This is a genomic window from Kribbella sp. NPDC051952 (assembly GCF_040680855.1).
Taxonomy (GTDB): domain Bacteria; phylum Actinomycetota; class Actinomycetes; order Propionibacteriales; family Kribbellaceae; genus Kribbella.
This window is the reverse complement of the sequence record NZ_JBFAXQ010000010.1, coordinates 26,943-41,049: the sequence shown is the minus strand read 5'-3', so window position 1 is coordinate 41,049 and position 14,107 is coordinate 26,943. Positions and strand designations below refer to the sequence as shown.

Sequence of the window (14,107 nt, the reverse complement as noted above, 5' to 3'; positions counted from 1 at the left end):
ACCGCGATCAGTTGACCGTGACGCCGCTGTCAGGTCAAGCGAATTGCTCGTAATTTACGAATTAATATTGACACTCGGGGCCGCTCGCCGCAAGATCGTCGGCAACAAGGACCACTCACTCGACTGGCATGACCGTCGAGGCGATCTCAGGAGTAGGCATGACGGGTCTGGCAGCAGATCGACGGACTTTCCTCAAGGGACTCGGACTGCTCGGGGCGGCAACGCTCGTGCCCGGGTGTGCGACCTCGACCAAGAGTCCCGGCAGCGGCAGCGCGGCCACTGGTGAGCTCGCGCTGCAGTCGAACCTCTCCAGTGAGCAGGCGAAAGCCGCGATGGAGAAGATTGTTGCTGCGTACAACAAGACCGGTGGATCCCAGGTCAAGCTGAACACGGTGGCGTCGGAGATCTTCCGGACCCAGCTGCCGACGTACCTGACCTCGGCCAACCCGCCGGACGTCTACACCTGGTACGCCGGCTCGGTCGCGGACTCGTACGCGAAGAAGGACCTGTTGCTCGACGTGTCGAGCGTGTGGGACAGCATGGGCAACTACCCGAAGTCGATGCAGACGCTGTCCACCAGCAGCGCCGGGCAGAAGATCTTCGTGCCGACCAGTTACTACTGGTGGGGCATGTTCTACCGGAAGTCGAACTTCGCCAAGTGGGGCGTGACACCGCCGAAGACCTGGGACGAGTTCGTTGCCGTCTGCAAGACCATCCAGAGCAAGGGCATCCCGCCGATCGGGATCGGCCTCGGCGACACCCCGTGGGTCGCGTCGGCCTGGTTCGACTACCTGAACATCCGGATCAACGGCGCGCCGTTCCACCGCCAGCTGCTCGCCGGACAAGGCAACTTCACCGACCCGAAGGTGAAGGCGGTCTTCACCAAGTGGCGCGAGGTCCTCCCGTACTTCGACCCGAAGGGCAAGTCGTTCCCGTTCCAGGAGGCGACGTCGGCGCTGCTGGCCGGCAAGACCGGGATGTTCCTGATCGGCACGTTCTTCGCGGACTCGGCGCCGAAGGACGCATTGGACGACATCGACTTCTTCCAGTTCCCGATCATCGATCCCGCCGTACCGGTCGCCGAAGAAGCACCGACCGATGGCTACTTCGCCTCGAAGAAGGCGAAGGACCCCGACGGCGTGAAGAAGTTCCTGACCTGGCTGGCGACGCCGGAGGCGCAGGAGATCTACGTGCAAAGCTCTTCCGGTACGGCGATCCCGGCGAACCCGGACGGGAAGTCGGCCGACACCGCGCTGGTCAAGAAGGGCAAGGCGATGATCGAGAGCGCGGCGGAGCTGACCCAGTTCTTCAACCGTGACTCCAGTGACGCGCTGCAGCCGACCGCGGACGCGGCCCTGACCAAGTTCCTGGACAAGCCGGACCAGATCGACCAGATCCTGACGACCTGGCAAGCGGCGGCCGAGAAGGTCTTCAAGGCGTGACCGCGACAGCTATCCAGACGAGAACCCGCGCGCGGACGGAGAAGCGTCCGTGGCGGGTGTCTCCGCTGATCCTCGCGTTCGTCTTCATCCCGTTCGCGATCGAGGCCGTCTGGGTGTTCTGGCCGGCCCTGCAGGGGTTCTGGTTGTCGCTGACGAACTGGGACGGCCTGTCGGCACCGCGGTTCATCGGGTTCGGCAACTTCGGCGACATGGTCTCGGATCCGATCTTCCGGACCGCGTTGAAGAACACCGCGATCTGGCTGGTGCTGTTCGGTGGGCTGAGTGTGCTCGGCGGCTTCGGGATGGCGTTGCTGCTCCAACGGGAGCGGCGTGGCGTCGGCATCTACCGGGCCGCGCTGTTCACCCCGGTCGTCTTCTCGCTGGTCGTCACTGCGCTGATCTGGCGGGTGTTCTACCAGCCGGATGGACTTGTCGACACGGTGTTCCGATCCGTTGGCCTGGGCAACTTCGTCCGGCCGTGGCTGGCTGATCCGGACACCGCGCTGTACGCCGTGATCGTGCCGGCGCTCTGGCGTCAGATCGGGTACGTGATGGTGCTGTACCTGGCCGGCCTGAAGGCAGTCGATCCGGCGCTGTACGAAGCCGCGAAGGTGGACGGTGCTTCGGCGTGGCAACGGACGCGGTACGTCACAATTCCACAGCTCAAGGGCGTCAATTCCGTCGTACTGTCGGTGATCGTGATCGACTCGCTGCGATCCTTCGACATCGTCTGGTCGATGACGAAGGGCGGTCCGTACCACTCGTCCGAGCTGCTGAGCACGTACATGTACTCGACCGCGTTCCAGTCCATCCAGCTCGGGTACGCGTCCGCGCTGGCCGTGGTGATCTTCCTGCTCGCCCTGGCCGTGATCCTCGGCTACCTGATCCGCGCCTTCCGGGAGGAGACATGAACCGCCTGAGGGCGTCGGGATACCACGTTGCGATGGGCATCGTCTCGTTCCTGTGGATCGCGCCGATCCTGTGGGTGATCGTGATCTCGTTCCGCAGCTTCGACGATGTCGCGGCGAACGGGCTCGGATCGTTGCCACACTCGTTCACGTTCTCGACGTACAAGTCGGCGTGGGAGGACGCGGACGAGTTCCGGGCCTTGGTCAACAGTCTGCTGGTGACGATCCCGGCGGTGCTGCTGAGCCTCGGGCTGGCGTCGATCGCGGCGTACGGGCTGGCGCGGTACAACATCCCGTTCCGCCGGACCGTGTTGCTGCTCATGCTGATGGGGAACCTGCTGCCACCGCAGATCCTGCTGATTCCGATCTCGCGGTTCGTGGAGCTGATCGGGTACTACGACACCCTGATCGCACTGATCGCCGTCCATGTCGGCTTCGGGCTGGGGTTCTACACGTTCGTACTGCATGGGTTCATGCGCGACCTGCCGCGGGAGATCCAGGAAGCGGCGACGATCGACGGGGCGGGCCCGGGGAAGATCTACGCGAGTGTGATCCTGCCGCTGACGCGACCTGCGCTGGCCGCGCTCGGTGCACTGTCGTTCACCTGGATCTTCAATGATCTGCTCTGGTCGATCACGGTCATCCGCACCGGCGAGAAGATGCCGGTCACCCCGGCGTTGCTCGGTCTCCAGGGTTTGTTCGTCTCCTCCTGGAACGTGATCGCGGCCGGCACGGTGATCGCTGCGGTGCCCACCGTCGCGGTGTTCCTGCGCTTCCAGAAGCACTTCGTTGGTGGTCTCGCCATCGGAGCGGTCAAGTGAAGACGTGGACGTTGCGCGGCGCAACCACGTCGTACATCGTGGGTGTGCCGGACCACGGTCAGTGGGCCCAGTTGGTTGCCTGGGGCCCGCACGACGGCCTTTCGCCGGTTGAGGTTGTCGGCACCGAACACTTCCTTCCGCGTGCTGACGTGGAGCCGTTGGAGTACGCCGTTCGCGGGGTCCGCTACGCAGCGCCGGTGGATCTGGTGGTCAGCGGCCCGGATGGGACAGATGAGCTGCGCCCGCTCTTCACCGGCGCCACAGCTGAAGACGAGTCGTTGGAGTTGAGCTTCACCGATGGAGCTCTTGGGCTTCGTCTCCACTACCGCGTCCTGGGTGATGTGGTCGAGCGGTGGGTCTCGGTGCACAACGACGGGACCGACGAGCTCACCCTGCATCGGCACGACTCGGCTGGGTTCGTCGTGCCGAACGGGACCCTGAAGTACTTGTGGGGTGAGTGGAACAGCGAGTTCCAGCAAGCCGACGTGTCGCTGGACCGCGGTCGGTTCACGATCGGGAGCGCGCAGGGGATCACCGGTCACTCGTATTCGCCGTACCTGGTGGTCGACGGCGACGTGGCGTACGGCGTACAGCTCGCGTGGTCCGGATCCTGGGAGATGTCGGCCGACGTGGACACCACCGGACTGATGCGAATCCAGGCCGGCCGGACCTCGTCGAGTCTTGGGATCAAGCTGGGTTCCGGCGAGACCTGGGTGTCGCCCAAGGCCGTTGGTGCGTGCAGTGCGGAGGGCGTTGATGGGCTCGCGCGGGTGTTTCACGCGTACGAGCGTTCGACCTCGAGGAAACGCACTCCGAAGGTGCTGTACAACTCGTGGTTCGCGACCGAGTTCGACATCCGGGCCGACCACCAGCTCGAGCTGGCGCGGCGGGCGGCGAGTATCGGGGTCGAGACCTTCGTCGTCGACGACGGCTGGTTCGTCGGCCGCTCGGACGACACCGGCGGCCTGGGAGACTGGGACGTCGATCCGGCCAAGTTCCCGGACGGACTCGGCGCCTTCATCGGGCAGCTGAAGGAGATCGGCCTCGACTTCGGCCTGTGGGTCGAGCCGGAATCGGTGAGCCCTTCCTCTGACCTGGCCAAGCAGCATCCCGAGTGGATCCTCCGGACTCCTGGCCGCGATCCCGTCCTGATTCGCAATCAGCTGCTGCTCGATCTGAGCCGGGACGACGTCGCCGAGTTCGTGTGGACCACGCTCGATCGGCTGCTGTCGTCGTACGACATCAAGTACCTGAAGTGGGACGCCAACCGGCCGCGGCTCGACTCCGGCGACCAGCGCCGCGATCTGGACGGCCGGGTGGTGGCCAACCTGTATGGCGTTCTGGACAAGATCCGCAGCGCGCATCCGGACGTGTACGTCGAGGGCTGTGCCGGCGGCGGTGCCCGGGTCGACCTCGGGACGGCCGCGCGGGTCGACACGCTCTGGCCGAGCGACAACACGGCCCCGCTGGATCGGCTCGGGATCCAGCGGGGTTTCCGGACCGGGTTCGCGCCGCACCTGATGAGCTCCTGGGTGACCGATGCCGTCGGCACGCATGACGGCCGCGAGCGGTCGCTCGATTTCCGCTTCCATGTGGCGATGGCCGGCGTACTCGGTATCGGTGCCGACCTGTCGCGCTGGAACGACGAGCAGCTCAAGACCGCGACCTGGCATATCGAGCAGTACAAGGGCATCCGTGAACTGGTTGCTGACAGCAAGGTCTACGGACTGTCGGCCGGCGTGCAGTACGTCGGTACGACGCGGTCCGTGGTGTTCCTGTGGGAGACCGGTGACGGCAACGTGCGAGGGACGCTGCCGACCCGTCCGCGGCGGGTGCCGCTGGCGGGGCTGGATCCCCGGAAGAACTACCGGGTGGGCGATGAGGTCCACCCGGGCAGCTACCTGCTGCAGGTCGGCGTCGCTTTCGACGGTCCGGCCGACTCCGCCTGTCTGGTCGTCGAACCCGTCGACTGACCGGCAGCCGTCCCTTCAAGGCAAAGGAAGACGACTGTGCGAAGACTCTCCGCCCTGATCAGCGCCGCGGTCCTGGTGACCGCCGCCCTGGTCAGCACCACAAGCCCCGCCGCGGCGGCACCAACTACGACCACGGCGGCTCCCGTCCTCAGCCCGACGCCGTACATGGGCTGGAACACCTACTACGGACTCGGCGGCGACTTCACCGAGGACACGATCAAGTCGGTCGCCGACTCGCTGGTGAGCCGCGGCCTGGCGAAGGCCGGCTACGACATCGTCTGGCTGGACGGTGGCTGGCAGGCCGATCAGTCCCGGAGCGAGTCCGGTGACCTGGTGCCGAACCCGGCCAAGTTCCCGAACGGGCTGAAGCCGCTCGTCGACTACATCCACAGCAAGGGGCTGAAGGCCGGCATCTACACCGACGCCGGTCCGTACATCCCGGGCAAGTGCGGTCTGGGCAGCGGTGGCCACTACCAGCACGACGCGGACCAGTTCGCGGCCTGGGGCTTCGACGCCGTCAAGGTCGACTACCTGTGCGGGATCGCGGCGAACCTCGACCCGAAGACCGTGTTCACCGAGTTTGCCCAGGCACTGCGGAACAACGCGAGCCACCGGCCGATGATCTTCAATCTGTGCAACCCGGTGACCTCGCCGGACTGGGGCAACTACCCGGAATCGCAGCAGTCGATCTTCTCCTGGTCCTACGCACCGGGGATCGCGCAGTCGTGGCGGACGTACACCGATGTCGGCTTCCAGGGCGACATCAAGTTCAAGGACGTACTGCGCAACTACGACGCGAACGCCCGTCACCCAGAGGTCGTCAAGCCGGGTGCGTTCGGCGACCCTGACTACCTGGCGCCTGAGCTCGGGATGTCGGACGAGGAGTTCCGGACCCAGCTCACGCTGTGGGCCGTCGCGGCTGCTCCGCTCGTGGTGGGTAGCGACGTGCGCAAGCTCAGTACGACGACCATCGGCATGCTGACGGATCCCGACGTACTGGCGATCAACCAAGACCGGGCTGCGGTTCAGGCTGTCCGGGTGGGTACCGCCGGTACGACGGAGACCTGGGTGAAGCGGCTGGCCGACGGGAGTCGTGCGGTCGTGCTGCTCAACCGCGGCGACAGCGCGAAGACGCTCACCACGACGGCGGCCGCGATCGGTCTGCACGGTGCCCGTTTCACGCTGAAGAACGCGTGGACCAACAAGGTCACCGAGAGCGCGGGCGTCATCAGCGCAGCAGTTCCGGCCCACGGTACGGCGCTCTTCCGGGTCGCGCCGGCCCGTGGTGTGCCGGGGATCCCACACGTCACTGCGGGCATTCCGCAGGTGACGAAGGTCGGCACCGACGTGCAGCCCGAGGGTGTCGCGCCGGTGGTTGCCGGGGGCGACGAGCTGACGGTGCAGGTTGCCGTTCGCAACGATGGTCTGCTGCCGGTGCTGCAGCCGACCGTGACGGTTGCCGGTGGCACCGGCTGGACCGTCAAGCCGTTGACCAAGGCTCCGCTCGTCCTGGCCGGCGGCAAGCAGGCGACGTTCAGCTTCACTATGAAGCTCCCGGCCGGCGCACCTGCCGGAACCGCGAGCGTCACCGCGGCGACGACATACCAAACGGTATTGTATGGCGTCCAGAAGCAGTCGACTGTGCTGTCGCCGGTGGTGATTGCGCCGGCGCCACCGACGGGCACGGTGCCGTTGTCGCACCACGACTGGATCACCGCGACCAGCGGCTGGATGTCGCCGACCGTGGACGAGAGCGTTGGCGGAGGTAACCCGATCAAGCTCGTCGGGCAGACGTACCCGACCGGCATCGGCGTCGCCTCGCCGTCGCTGATCCGGTACTACCTGGGGAAGTCGTGCTCGCGGCTGACCGGGACGGTTGGGATCGATGATGTGGTGAGCAACGTCGGGCCCGATGGCGGGACGTCGACGTTCCAGGTGGTTGGTGACGGCAAGGTGTTGTTCGACAGCGGTGTCGTCGACCGATTCACGCCTAAGCAGGTCGACGTGGATCTGACCGGCGTACGCGTGCTTGATCTAATTGTTGGCGATGCAGGCGACGGCGGGTACAACGACCGCGCCGACTGGGCGGCACCGACCGCCACCTGCTGAGGTCGGAGGGGCAGGCCGGGACCCGGCCTGCCCCTTAGGTCCAGTCGATCTCGACCGACTTGAACCAGGTCCAGTCGCGGCTGCGCCAGGCCGAGGACTGGTGGGACAGGCGGGTGGCGTAGTCGGGCCAGTCGGTGGGGGTTCGGGACCAGGCTTTCTCGGCGGCGCCGGGAAGGCGGGGGAGGAGCATGAACTCCAGGTCCTCCTGGCTGGTGATGGTCTCGCACCAGATGGCGGCTTCCACACCGGCGATCTGGGTGTCGGAGTCGACCTGCGGAGTGACGTCGAGCGGATCCCAGTCGATGCCGCCGCGGATCGACACCGGCGTGTAGAAGGGGAGGCCGACCCGCTTGCGCAGTTCTTCCTGGGCGGGATCCGAGGACGGCTCGGCGTGCGGGCAGTCGAAGTACAGGCGACTGGTCGGCGACATGATCAGCCGAGATCCATGCGCAAGTGCCCGCGGGACGTCTTGCTCAGCCTTCTTCATGTGCTCGACCAGGACGGGCAACAGATCCGGCGGCACCGCGGAGGCGGCGTCGCTGTCCAGCGAATCGATCTGCCGCGGCTCCAGCCAGTACTGGACGACGTCGTCGGAGCTGATGGCAGCGCGGGCGATCTCCTGCCAGCCGACCACCAGCTTCCCGCGGTCACGAACCAGCTCGGCGCACCGCTCCACGAACGCGGCGTGCGCCTCATCCGCCATCCCCCACGCCTCGTCCCCACCGATGTGCACATACGCGCTCTGCGGGAACTGGGGGATGACCCCATCCAGCACATCCTCGACGAACGCCCAGATCTCCGGCCGCTCCGGATCGAGGGTGTTGAGCGGGATGCTGGTTCCGTTGCCGAGATCAACCGTTCGCAACTCGGCCGGCGCCAGCTCGGAGTACGAGCTGAACACGGCGGTCGTGTGCCCGGGCATGTCGATCTCCGGGACCACGGTCACGAACCGGTCGGCGGCGTACGCAACGAGCTCGGCCAGCTCGTCCCGCGTGTAGTAGCCGCCGGGCCGGTCACCCATCGCGCCCTTCGAGCCGACATCGGTCAGCATCGGCCGCGACGGCACCTCGACCCGCCAGCCTTGGTCGTCGGTCAGGTGCAGGTGCAGCACGTTCAGCTTGTACAGCGACAACATGTCGATGACCCGGCGTACAGCCTCAGGGGCGTGGAACGTCCGTACGACGTCCAACGACAACCCCCGCCAGCCGAACCGAGGCCCGTCAACGATCCGGGTTGCGGGGAGCGCCGCCACACCATCCCGCAGATGAGCCGTAATGAGCTGCCGCAGCGTGGTCAACCCGCGATGGACGCCCTCCGCCGTGGCAGCCCAGACCCGTACGCCATCACCCGCAACCTCGAGCCCGTACCGCTCGTCAGCCAACGCATCGCCATCGGCACGAACCCCAGCGGCGACCACAACCTCATCCAGTCCGGTCGCGTCGATCGACACCGCGATCCCGGACTCCCCGGCCAGCGTGAACCCCACGTCACCCTGCACGTCCGCGACAAACCGGTCGGCAATCTCCAACAGCTCGGCCGCGACCGCCTCGATACCGACTTCGGCGCGAACCACGAACGTCGCGTCCTGGCTGGTTTGGACAGCGGGCGCAGGAATCACGGGAACTGTCATGAGCAGATTCTGCGGCACCGGCGGGCACTCTGGACAGAGTCATGCGGAAAGGTTGACAACACTTTCGGCCCTCGCTCCGTACTTATCGGTGACGGAGCGAGTGAGGGGACCTGGATGAGGGACAAGGAGTTCAGCGAGTACGTCGCCCAGCGGCGTACTCAACTCCGGCGGATCGCCTACCTGGTCTGCGGCGACGTGCACAAGGCGGAGGACCTGGTCCAGACCGCGCTGATGAAGTTGTACGTCGCCTGGACCAAGGTGCAGCGCGGCGGGAACGTCGACGCCTACGTACGGCGGATCATCGTCAACTCGGCCATCGACGAGAGCCGCCGGCCGTGGCGCCGCGAGGATGCCGGACTGGAGGGCCTCGACCCGATGGCCGCGGAGGGCCTCGCGGTCGAGGACCGGCGCGCGTTGATGGAGGCGCTCGCCACCCTGCCGCTCGGGCAGCGCCGGGTCGTCGTGCTGCGGTACTTCGTCGGCCTGACCATCGAGGAGACGGCCGCCGACCTGAACTGCAGTACCGGCACGGTCAAGAGCCAGAGCAACCGCGCCCTCACCCGCCTGAACGACCTGCTGACAGCTGAGTTCGGCGCCCTAGGAGGACACCGATGATCGACGAGATGACCCTGCACGAGCGGTTGACGGACGCCGCGTCGGCACAGGACGGCGTACTGGTACGTGCGCTCGAGGACGACCTGACCGCGGGCCGCCGCCGGCTCTTCCGGCGCCGCCTCCTGACCGGCGCGTCATCGGCCGTCGCGGTCGCCGGCGTGGCGGTTGCGGCGGTCGGCCTCGGCGGAGGGTTGCGGACCGCGGCCGACGACGAGGCTCCGGCAGCCAAGCAGGAGACGAACACAACGGTGCAGACGACGGCCGCGCCCGCGGTGAAGCCGCCTGTCGACGTGAACAAGCTGATCACAGGCCTGCTCGTCAAGCATCTGGATCCGACCGGGAAGCATCTCGACTTCAGCACGGGCCCGTTCGCCTTCGAGCCCGGTGGCGCGACGATCGGCCTGCAGAACAAGGTCGGTTGGAAGGTGCCGGGCGATCCGGGCGAGGGGATGCTGGAGATCGGTCTCACCCGCCCCGGCCAGCGGGGCGACTCCTGCGGCACGCTGCTCGACGGCGCCACCTGTCAGCGCGTCACGCTGCCGAACGGCCGCTCGGCGACGATCGGCCACCAGGGCGGGTCGGTCGAGCTCAGCTACGTCCAGCCCGACGGAGAGACGGCGTACGTCGCGATGAACCCACTGTTCGCCAACAACACCAAGACCCCGCTGCGATCCATGCCGGTCACCGACGCTCAACTGATTGCCTTCGTCACCGATCCTGCCCTCAGCCTGCCGCCGATCACCACCGCCGACCGGGAACAAGCCGTGCGACTGGCAAGCCTCGCGCCGTACCGCACACTCGAGGAACGCTCGTACGCCGAGATGCTCACCAAGCAACTGGAGAGCCAGCGAGCGAGTGGCGCGCGGGAACTGCGCACGATCGCTAAGATCGCCACCACCTCGGGCCGCTTCCAGCTCGAACTGACGATCAACCCGCTGGGCGGATGCGCAACGGGCCTACCCTGCAAACCCGTCACGCTCCCAGACACCACCAAGGGCCAGTACGCCGAGGGCATCACCAACGGCAAGTACATCCGCACCGCCTTCAACCCCAACCACAACGGCCACCAGGTCCTGGTCCGAGCCGTCTACCCCACCACCAAGCCGTCCGGCGGCCCGACCAAGGCCGAACTACTAATGCTGGCCTGCGACCCACTCTTCGACTACCTGGTGCGGTAGGTCTCGGCTAGGTGTTTGAGGTGGAGGGCGCTGGCTTTGGGGGTGCGGGTTTGGGTTTTGTAGTCGACTCGGGTTATGCCGAAGCGTTTGGCGTAGCCGTAGGCCCATTCGAAGTTGTCCATCAGGGACCAGGCCAGGTAGCCGCGGATGTCTGCGCCTTGGTGGATGGCGTTGGCTACCGCGGTCAGGTGGGTGGTGAAGTAGGCGGTGCGGTCGGTGTCGTCGACGAAGCCGTTCTCGTCGGGCGTGTCTTCGAAGGCGGAGCCGTTCTCGGTGATGACCATCGGGAGGTTGGGGTAGTCGCGGGCGATGCTGAGGAGGAGGTCGGTGAAGCCTTCGGGGACGATCTCCCAGTCCATCGCGGTGCGCGGCTTGCCCAGCGGGACGGTCCGGCTGACCGGCAGGCCGGACTCGTCGACGGTGCTGCCGTCCTCGGCGTACCCGGTGAACTTCTGGCTGAAGTAGTAGTTCACCCCGAGTACGTCGATCGGCGCGGAGATGATCTCGAGATCGCCGTCCTGCACCGGCAGCTCGACCCCCTCGGCGGCGAGGTCCGCGACGACGTCGGCGGGGTAGTGCCCGTGCGCCAACGGGTCGAGGTAGATCCGCCGCCCCATCCCATCCGCGCGCCGAGCCGCATCCACATCAGGCTGAGCATCCGAAGCCGGGTACGCCGTCGCGACGTTCAGCGTGATCCCGATGTCCAACCGACGCGGTGCCGCCTCGCGCATCCGGGTGGTCGCAAGCCCGTGCCCGAGCAGTAGGTGATGGACAGCCGCCAGCGCCGCCGGGTACTCGCGTCGCCCGGGTGCATGAGCGCCGTACGCGTAACCGAGCATCGCCGAGCACCAAGGCTCGTTCAGCGTGGTCCAAGTGTCGACCCGGTCCTTCAGCGCGTCGAACACCAGCATCGAGTAGTCCGCGAAGCGGTACGCCGTGTCCCGCACCGGCCAGCCGCCCGCGTCCTCGAGCTCCTGCGGGAGATCCCAGTGGTACAGCGTCACCCACGGGTCGATGCCCTGGGCAAGCAGTTCGTCGACGAGCCGGTCGTAGAACCCGATCCCGGCCGGGTTGACCTGACCCTTGCCGCGCGGCTGCACCCGCGGCCACGCCACCGAGAACCGGTACGTGTCCAGCCCGAGGTCCTTGATCAAGGCAACATCGGCGGGCATCCGGTGGTAGTGGTCACAGGCGATGTCGCCGGTGTCGCCGTTGTCGATCGCACCCGGCACCCGGCAGTAGGTGTCCCAGATCGACGGCGTCCGGCCGTCGGCGTCGATCGCGCCCTCGATCTGGTACGCCGAGGTCGCCACCCCCCACCGGAATCCGGTCGGAAACCCCGCGACCAACTCGGCCGCTCCCGAAACAGACGTTGTGCTCATATTCACCCTTCAGATCAAGAGACGGGAACGCGGCCGGGCAGCCAGCAGGCGACGGATCGGCTGGGATCGTTGCGCGCCGACGGCATGCCCAGCAAGGGAATCTCCGCCGAGCACCGGTCGAACGCATGTGGGCAGCGCGGATGGAACGAACACCCCGACGGCATCCCGCGCAGGTCAGGCGGCGAACCGGGGATCCCGGCCAGCTCCTTGCGTGCACCGCGCAACGCCGGGAAGGATTTCAGCAGACCTTCGCTGTAGGGATGCAGCGAGTCCTTGTACAGATCCGCGGACTTGGCCTCCTCGACGATCCGGCCGCCGTACATGATCGCGATCCGGTCGGAGAACTCGACCAGCAACGACAGGTCGTGCGTGATGAACAGCACCGAGAACCCGAGCCGCTCCCGCAGTTCGACCAGTTGAGCCAGGATCTGCCGCTGCATCACCACGTCGAGCGCGGTGGTCGGCTCGTCCATGATCACGACCTGTGGCTCGAGTACGAGCGCCATCCCGATCATCACGCGCTGCCGCATCCCGCCGGACAGCTGATGCGGATAGGCATCCATCCGGTCGGCCGAGATCCCGACGAGCTTGAGCATCTCCTGTGCCCGGGCGACCCGGGCGGACGGAGAAAGCTGCGGCTCGTGGGCCTTGATCACGTCGAGCATCTGGGTCGAAATCTTGTGCACCGGGTTCAGCGAGTTCATCGCGCCCTGGAACACGATCGACGTCTCGGCCCAGCGGAACTTGCGCAACTCCGAGTCCGTCAGCGTCATCACGTCGTACGCGTCCCCGCCCGGCGGGTGGTAGACGACCGATCCACCACTGATCACACCAGGCGGCGGGAGCAGTCGCGTCACGCCGTACGCGAGCGTCGACTTCCCACTACCGCTCTCGCCGGCCAGGCCGAGCACTTCACCGCGGTGCAGCGTCAGCGTGACATCGCGGACTGCCTGCACAGCCTGGTCACCGAGGCCGTAGTCGACGTGGAAGTTCTTGATCTCCAGCACCGGCTCTTTCATGCGACCTCCTCCTCACGACGGGGTACGACGGGAGTCACCGGCTCGGCCTTCGACGACAGCACGGGCGTGAAGCCGACCCGCATCCGGACCGAGTGACCATCCTTGGTCTTCACCCGGGTGTGACCGCTGCTGCGCAACCGCGGGCTGACGAACTCGTCGATCCCGAAGTTGATCAGCGACAACGCCGTACCGAGGATCGCGATGGCCAGGCCGGCCGGGACGAACCACCACCAGGCTCCCTGAGCCAGGGCCTGCTGGCTCTGCGCCCAGAACAGGATCGTGCCCCAGTTCCACTCGGAGATCGTCGAGATACCGATGAAGGCCAGCGTGATCTCGGACATCACCGCGAAGATCACCGTGCCGACGAAACCGGAGGCGATGATCGCGGTCAGGTTCGGCATGATCTCGGCGGTGATGATCCGCCAGGTGCTCTCGCCGGTCGCCCGCGCGGCCTCGACGTAGTCACGCCGTCGCAGCGACAGCGTCTGCGCCCGCAGTACTCGCGCACCCCAGGCCCACGACGTGAAACCGATGACCAGGGCAACCATGAGGTCACCGGCCGACGGGATGGTCGAGGCAACGATGATGATCAACGGCAACGCCGGGATCACCAGGAACACGTTCGACAGTGCGGACAGACCCTCGTCCGCGGCGCCGCCGAGGAAGCCGGCGCTGACGCCGATCAGGATCGACAACGTGGTCGCGACGATGCCGGCCAGCAGGCCGACGAACATCACGCCGCGAGTTCCGACCAGGACCTGGCTGAAGATGTCCTGCCCGAGGTGAGTGGTCCCGAACCAGTGCTTACCGGACGGCGCCTGGATCAGATCGCTACTGCGGGCGGACGGGTCGTACGGCGCGATCCACGGACCGATGATCGCGATCAGGCAGAAGAACGCCAGTACGACGAGACCGGTCGCGGCCTTCGGGTTGGCGACGAACCGCAACCGGCGCCGCTTGGCCGGGGCGACCGCGACCTCCGGTCCGCCGGGCGTGACCGCGGTGATGGTGCTGGCAGGTGCGGACACGG

General features: G+C 66.7%; 11 protein-coding genes. 7 read left to right on the top strand and 4 right to left on the bottom strand.

What is annotated here, in order from left to right; all coding sequences use genetic code 11:
* Positions 1 to 158 precede the first annotated feature (158 nt).
* The 5 genes from AB0L70_RS19735 to AB0L70_RS19715 are packed head-to-tail and all read left to right on the top strand — an operon-like array spanning position 159 to position 7,253.
* Positions 159 to 1,442: a substrate-binding domain-containing protein gene (locus AB0L70_RS19735; RefSeq protein WP_363685975.1), complete on the top strand. Its 1,284-nt coding sequence runs from the start codon at positions 159 to 161 to the stop codon at positions 1,440 to 1,442.
* On the top strand, positions 1,439 to 2,353 hold the full coding sequence (locus AB0L70_RS19730) for a sugar ABC transporter permease (protein WP_363685973.1): 915 nt from the start codon (positions 1,439 to 1,441) through the stop codon (positions 2,351 to 2,353). The genes AB0L70_RS19735 and AB0L70_RS19730 overlap by 4 nt, the downstream gene beginning before the upstream one ends.
* Positions 2,350 to 3,171, top strand: coding sequence for a carbohydrate ABC transporter permease (locus tag AB0L70_RS19725; RefSeq protein ID WP_363685970.1), 822 nt, complete (start codon positions 2,350 to 2,352; stop codon positions 3,169 to 3,171). The genes AB0L70_RS19730 and AB0L70_RS19725 overlap by 4 nt, the downstream gene beginning before the upstream one ends.
* Complete coding sequence (locus tag AB0L70_RS19720) at positions 3,168 to 5,144, top strand: alpha-galactosidase (protein WP_363685968.1); 1,977 nt, start codon at positions 3,168 to 3,170, stop codon at positions 5,142 to 5,144. Before AB0L70_RS19725 ends, AB0L70_RS19720 begins: the two co-directional genes overlap by 4 nt.
* Before the next feature lie 36 nt (positions 5,145 to 5,180).
* A complete protein-coding gene (locus AB0L70_RS19715; RefSeq protein ID WP_363685966.1) occupies positions 5,181 to 7,253 on the top strand; it encodes an NPCBM/NEW2 domain-containing protein in 2,073 nt (690 codons plus the stop codon).
* A gap of 34 nt (positions 7,254 to 7,287) precedes the next feature.
* Here the strand turns inward: AB0L70_RS19715 and AB0L70_RS19710 are convergent, their stop codons facing one another.
* Positions 7,288 to 8,883 (bottom strand): family 20 glycosylhydrolase, encoded by a 1,596-nt coding sequence (locus tag AB0L70_RS19710; RefSeq protein WP_363685964.1) that lies wholly within the window; start codon positions 8,881 to 8,883, stop codon positions 7,288 to 7,290.
* 114 nt (positions 8,884 to 8,997) lie between these two features.
* Here AB0L70_RS19710 and AB0L70_RS19705 point away from each other — a divergent pair, with 114 nt between their 5' ends.
* Positions 8,998 to 9,498 carry a SigE family RNA polymerase sigma factor gene (locus AB0L70_RS19705; protein WP_363685962.1) on the top strand — a complete coding sequence of 167 codons (501 nt, stop codon included), beginning with the start codon at positions 8,998 to 9,000 and terminating at the stop codon, positions 9,496 to 9,498.
* Positions 9,495 to 10,676, top strand: coding sequence for a hypothetical protein (locus AB0L70_RS19700; protein ID WP_363685960.1), 1,182 nt, complete (start codon positions 9,495 to 9,497; stop codon positions 10,674 to 10,676). Before AB0L70_RS19705 ends, AB0L70_RS19700 begins: the two co-directional genes overlap by 4 nt.
* On the opposite strand, the gene AB0L70_RS19695 is transcribed toward AB0L70_RS19700, so the two are convergent.
* From AB0L70_RS19695 to AB0L70_RS19685, 3 genes are read right to left on the bottom strand one after another with little or no spacing between them, the layout of a single operon-like run.
* Entirely contained in the window at positions 10,661 to 12,058 is a 1,398-nt protein-coding gene (locus AB0L70_RS19695) for a GH1 family beta-glucosidase (protein ID WP_363685958.1), read from the bottom strand. The genes AB0L70_RS19700 and AB0L70_RS19695 overlap by 16 nt on opposite strands.
* 14 nt (positions 12,059 to 12,072) lie before the next feature.
* On the bottom strand, positions 12,073 to 13,077 hold the full coding sequence (locus AB0L70_RS19690; RefSeq protein ID WP_363685956.1) for an ABC transporter ATP-binding protein: 1,005 nt from the start codon (positions 13,075 to 13,077) through the stop codon (positions 12,073 to 12,075).
* Positions 13,074 to 14,105 carry an ABC transporter permease gene (locus AB0L70_RS19685; protein WP_363685954.1) on the bottom strand — a complete coding sequence of 344 codons (1,032 nt, stop codon included), beginning with the start codon at positions 14,103 to 14,105 and terminating at the stop codon, positions 13,074 to 13,076. Before AB0L70_RS19685 ends, AB0L70_RS19690 begins: the two co-directional genes overlap by 4 nt.
* Between the last annotated feature and the right edge of the window lie 2 nt (positions 14,106 to 14,107).

Coding starts and splice junctions, on each gene's coding strand:
- AB0L70_RS19700 (WP_363685960.1), top strand. CDS start 9,495: ATGATCGACGAGATGACCCTGCACGAGCGGTTGACGGACGCCGCGTCG.
- AB0L70_RS19705 (WP_363685962.1), top strand. CDS start 8,998: ATGAGGGACAAGGAGTTCAGCGAGTACGTCGCCCAGCGGCGTACTCAA.
- AB0L70_RS19735 (WP_363685975.1), top strand. CDS start 159: ATGACGGGTCTGGCAGCAGATCGACGGACTTTCCTCAAGGGACTCGGA.
- AB0L70_RS19690 (WP_363685956.1), bottom strand. CDS start 13,077: ATGAAAGAGCCGGTGCTGGAGATCAAGAACTTCCACGTCGACTACGGC.
- AB0L70_RS19710 (WP_363685964.1), bottom strand. CDS start 8,883: ATGACAGTTCCCGTGATTCCTGCGCCCGCTGTCCAAACCAGCCAGGAC.
- AB0L70_RS19695 (WP_363685958.1), bottom strand. CDS start 12,058: ATGAGCACAACGTCTGTTTCGGGAGCGGCCGAGTTGGTCGCGGGGTTT.
- AB0L70_RS19725 (WP_363685970.1), top strand. CDS start 2,350: ATGAACCGCCTGAGGGCGTCGGGATACCACGTTGCGATGGGCATCGTC.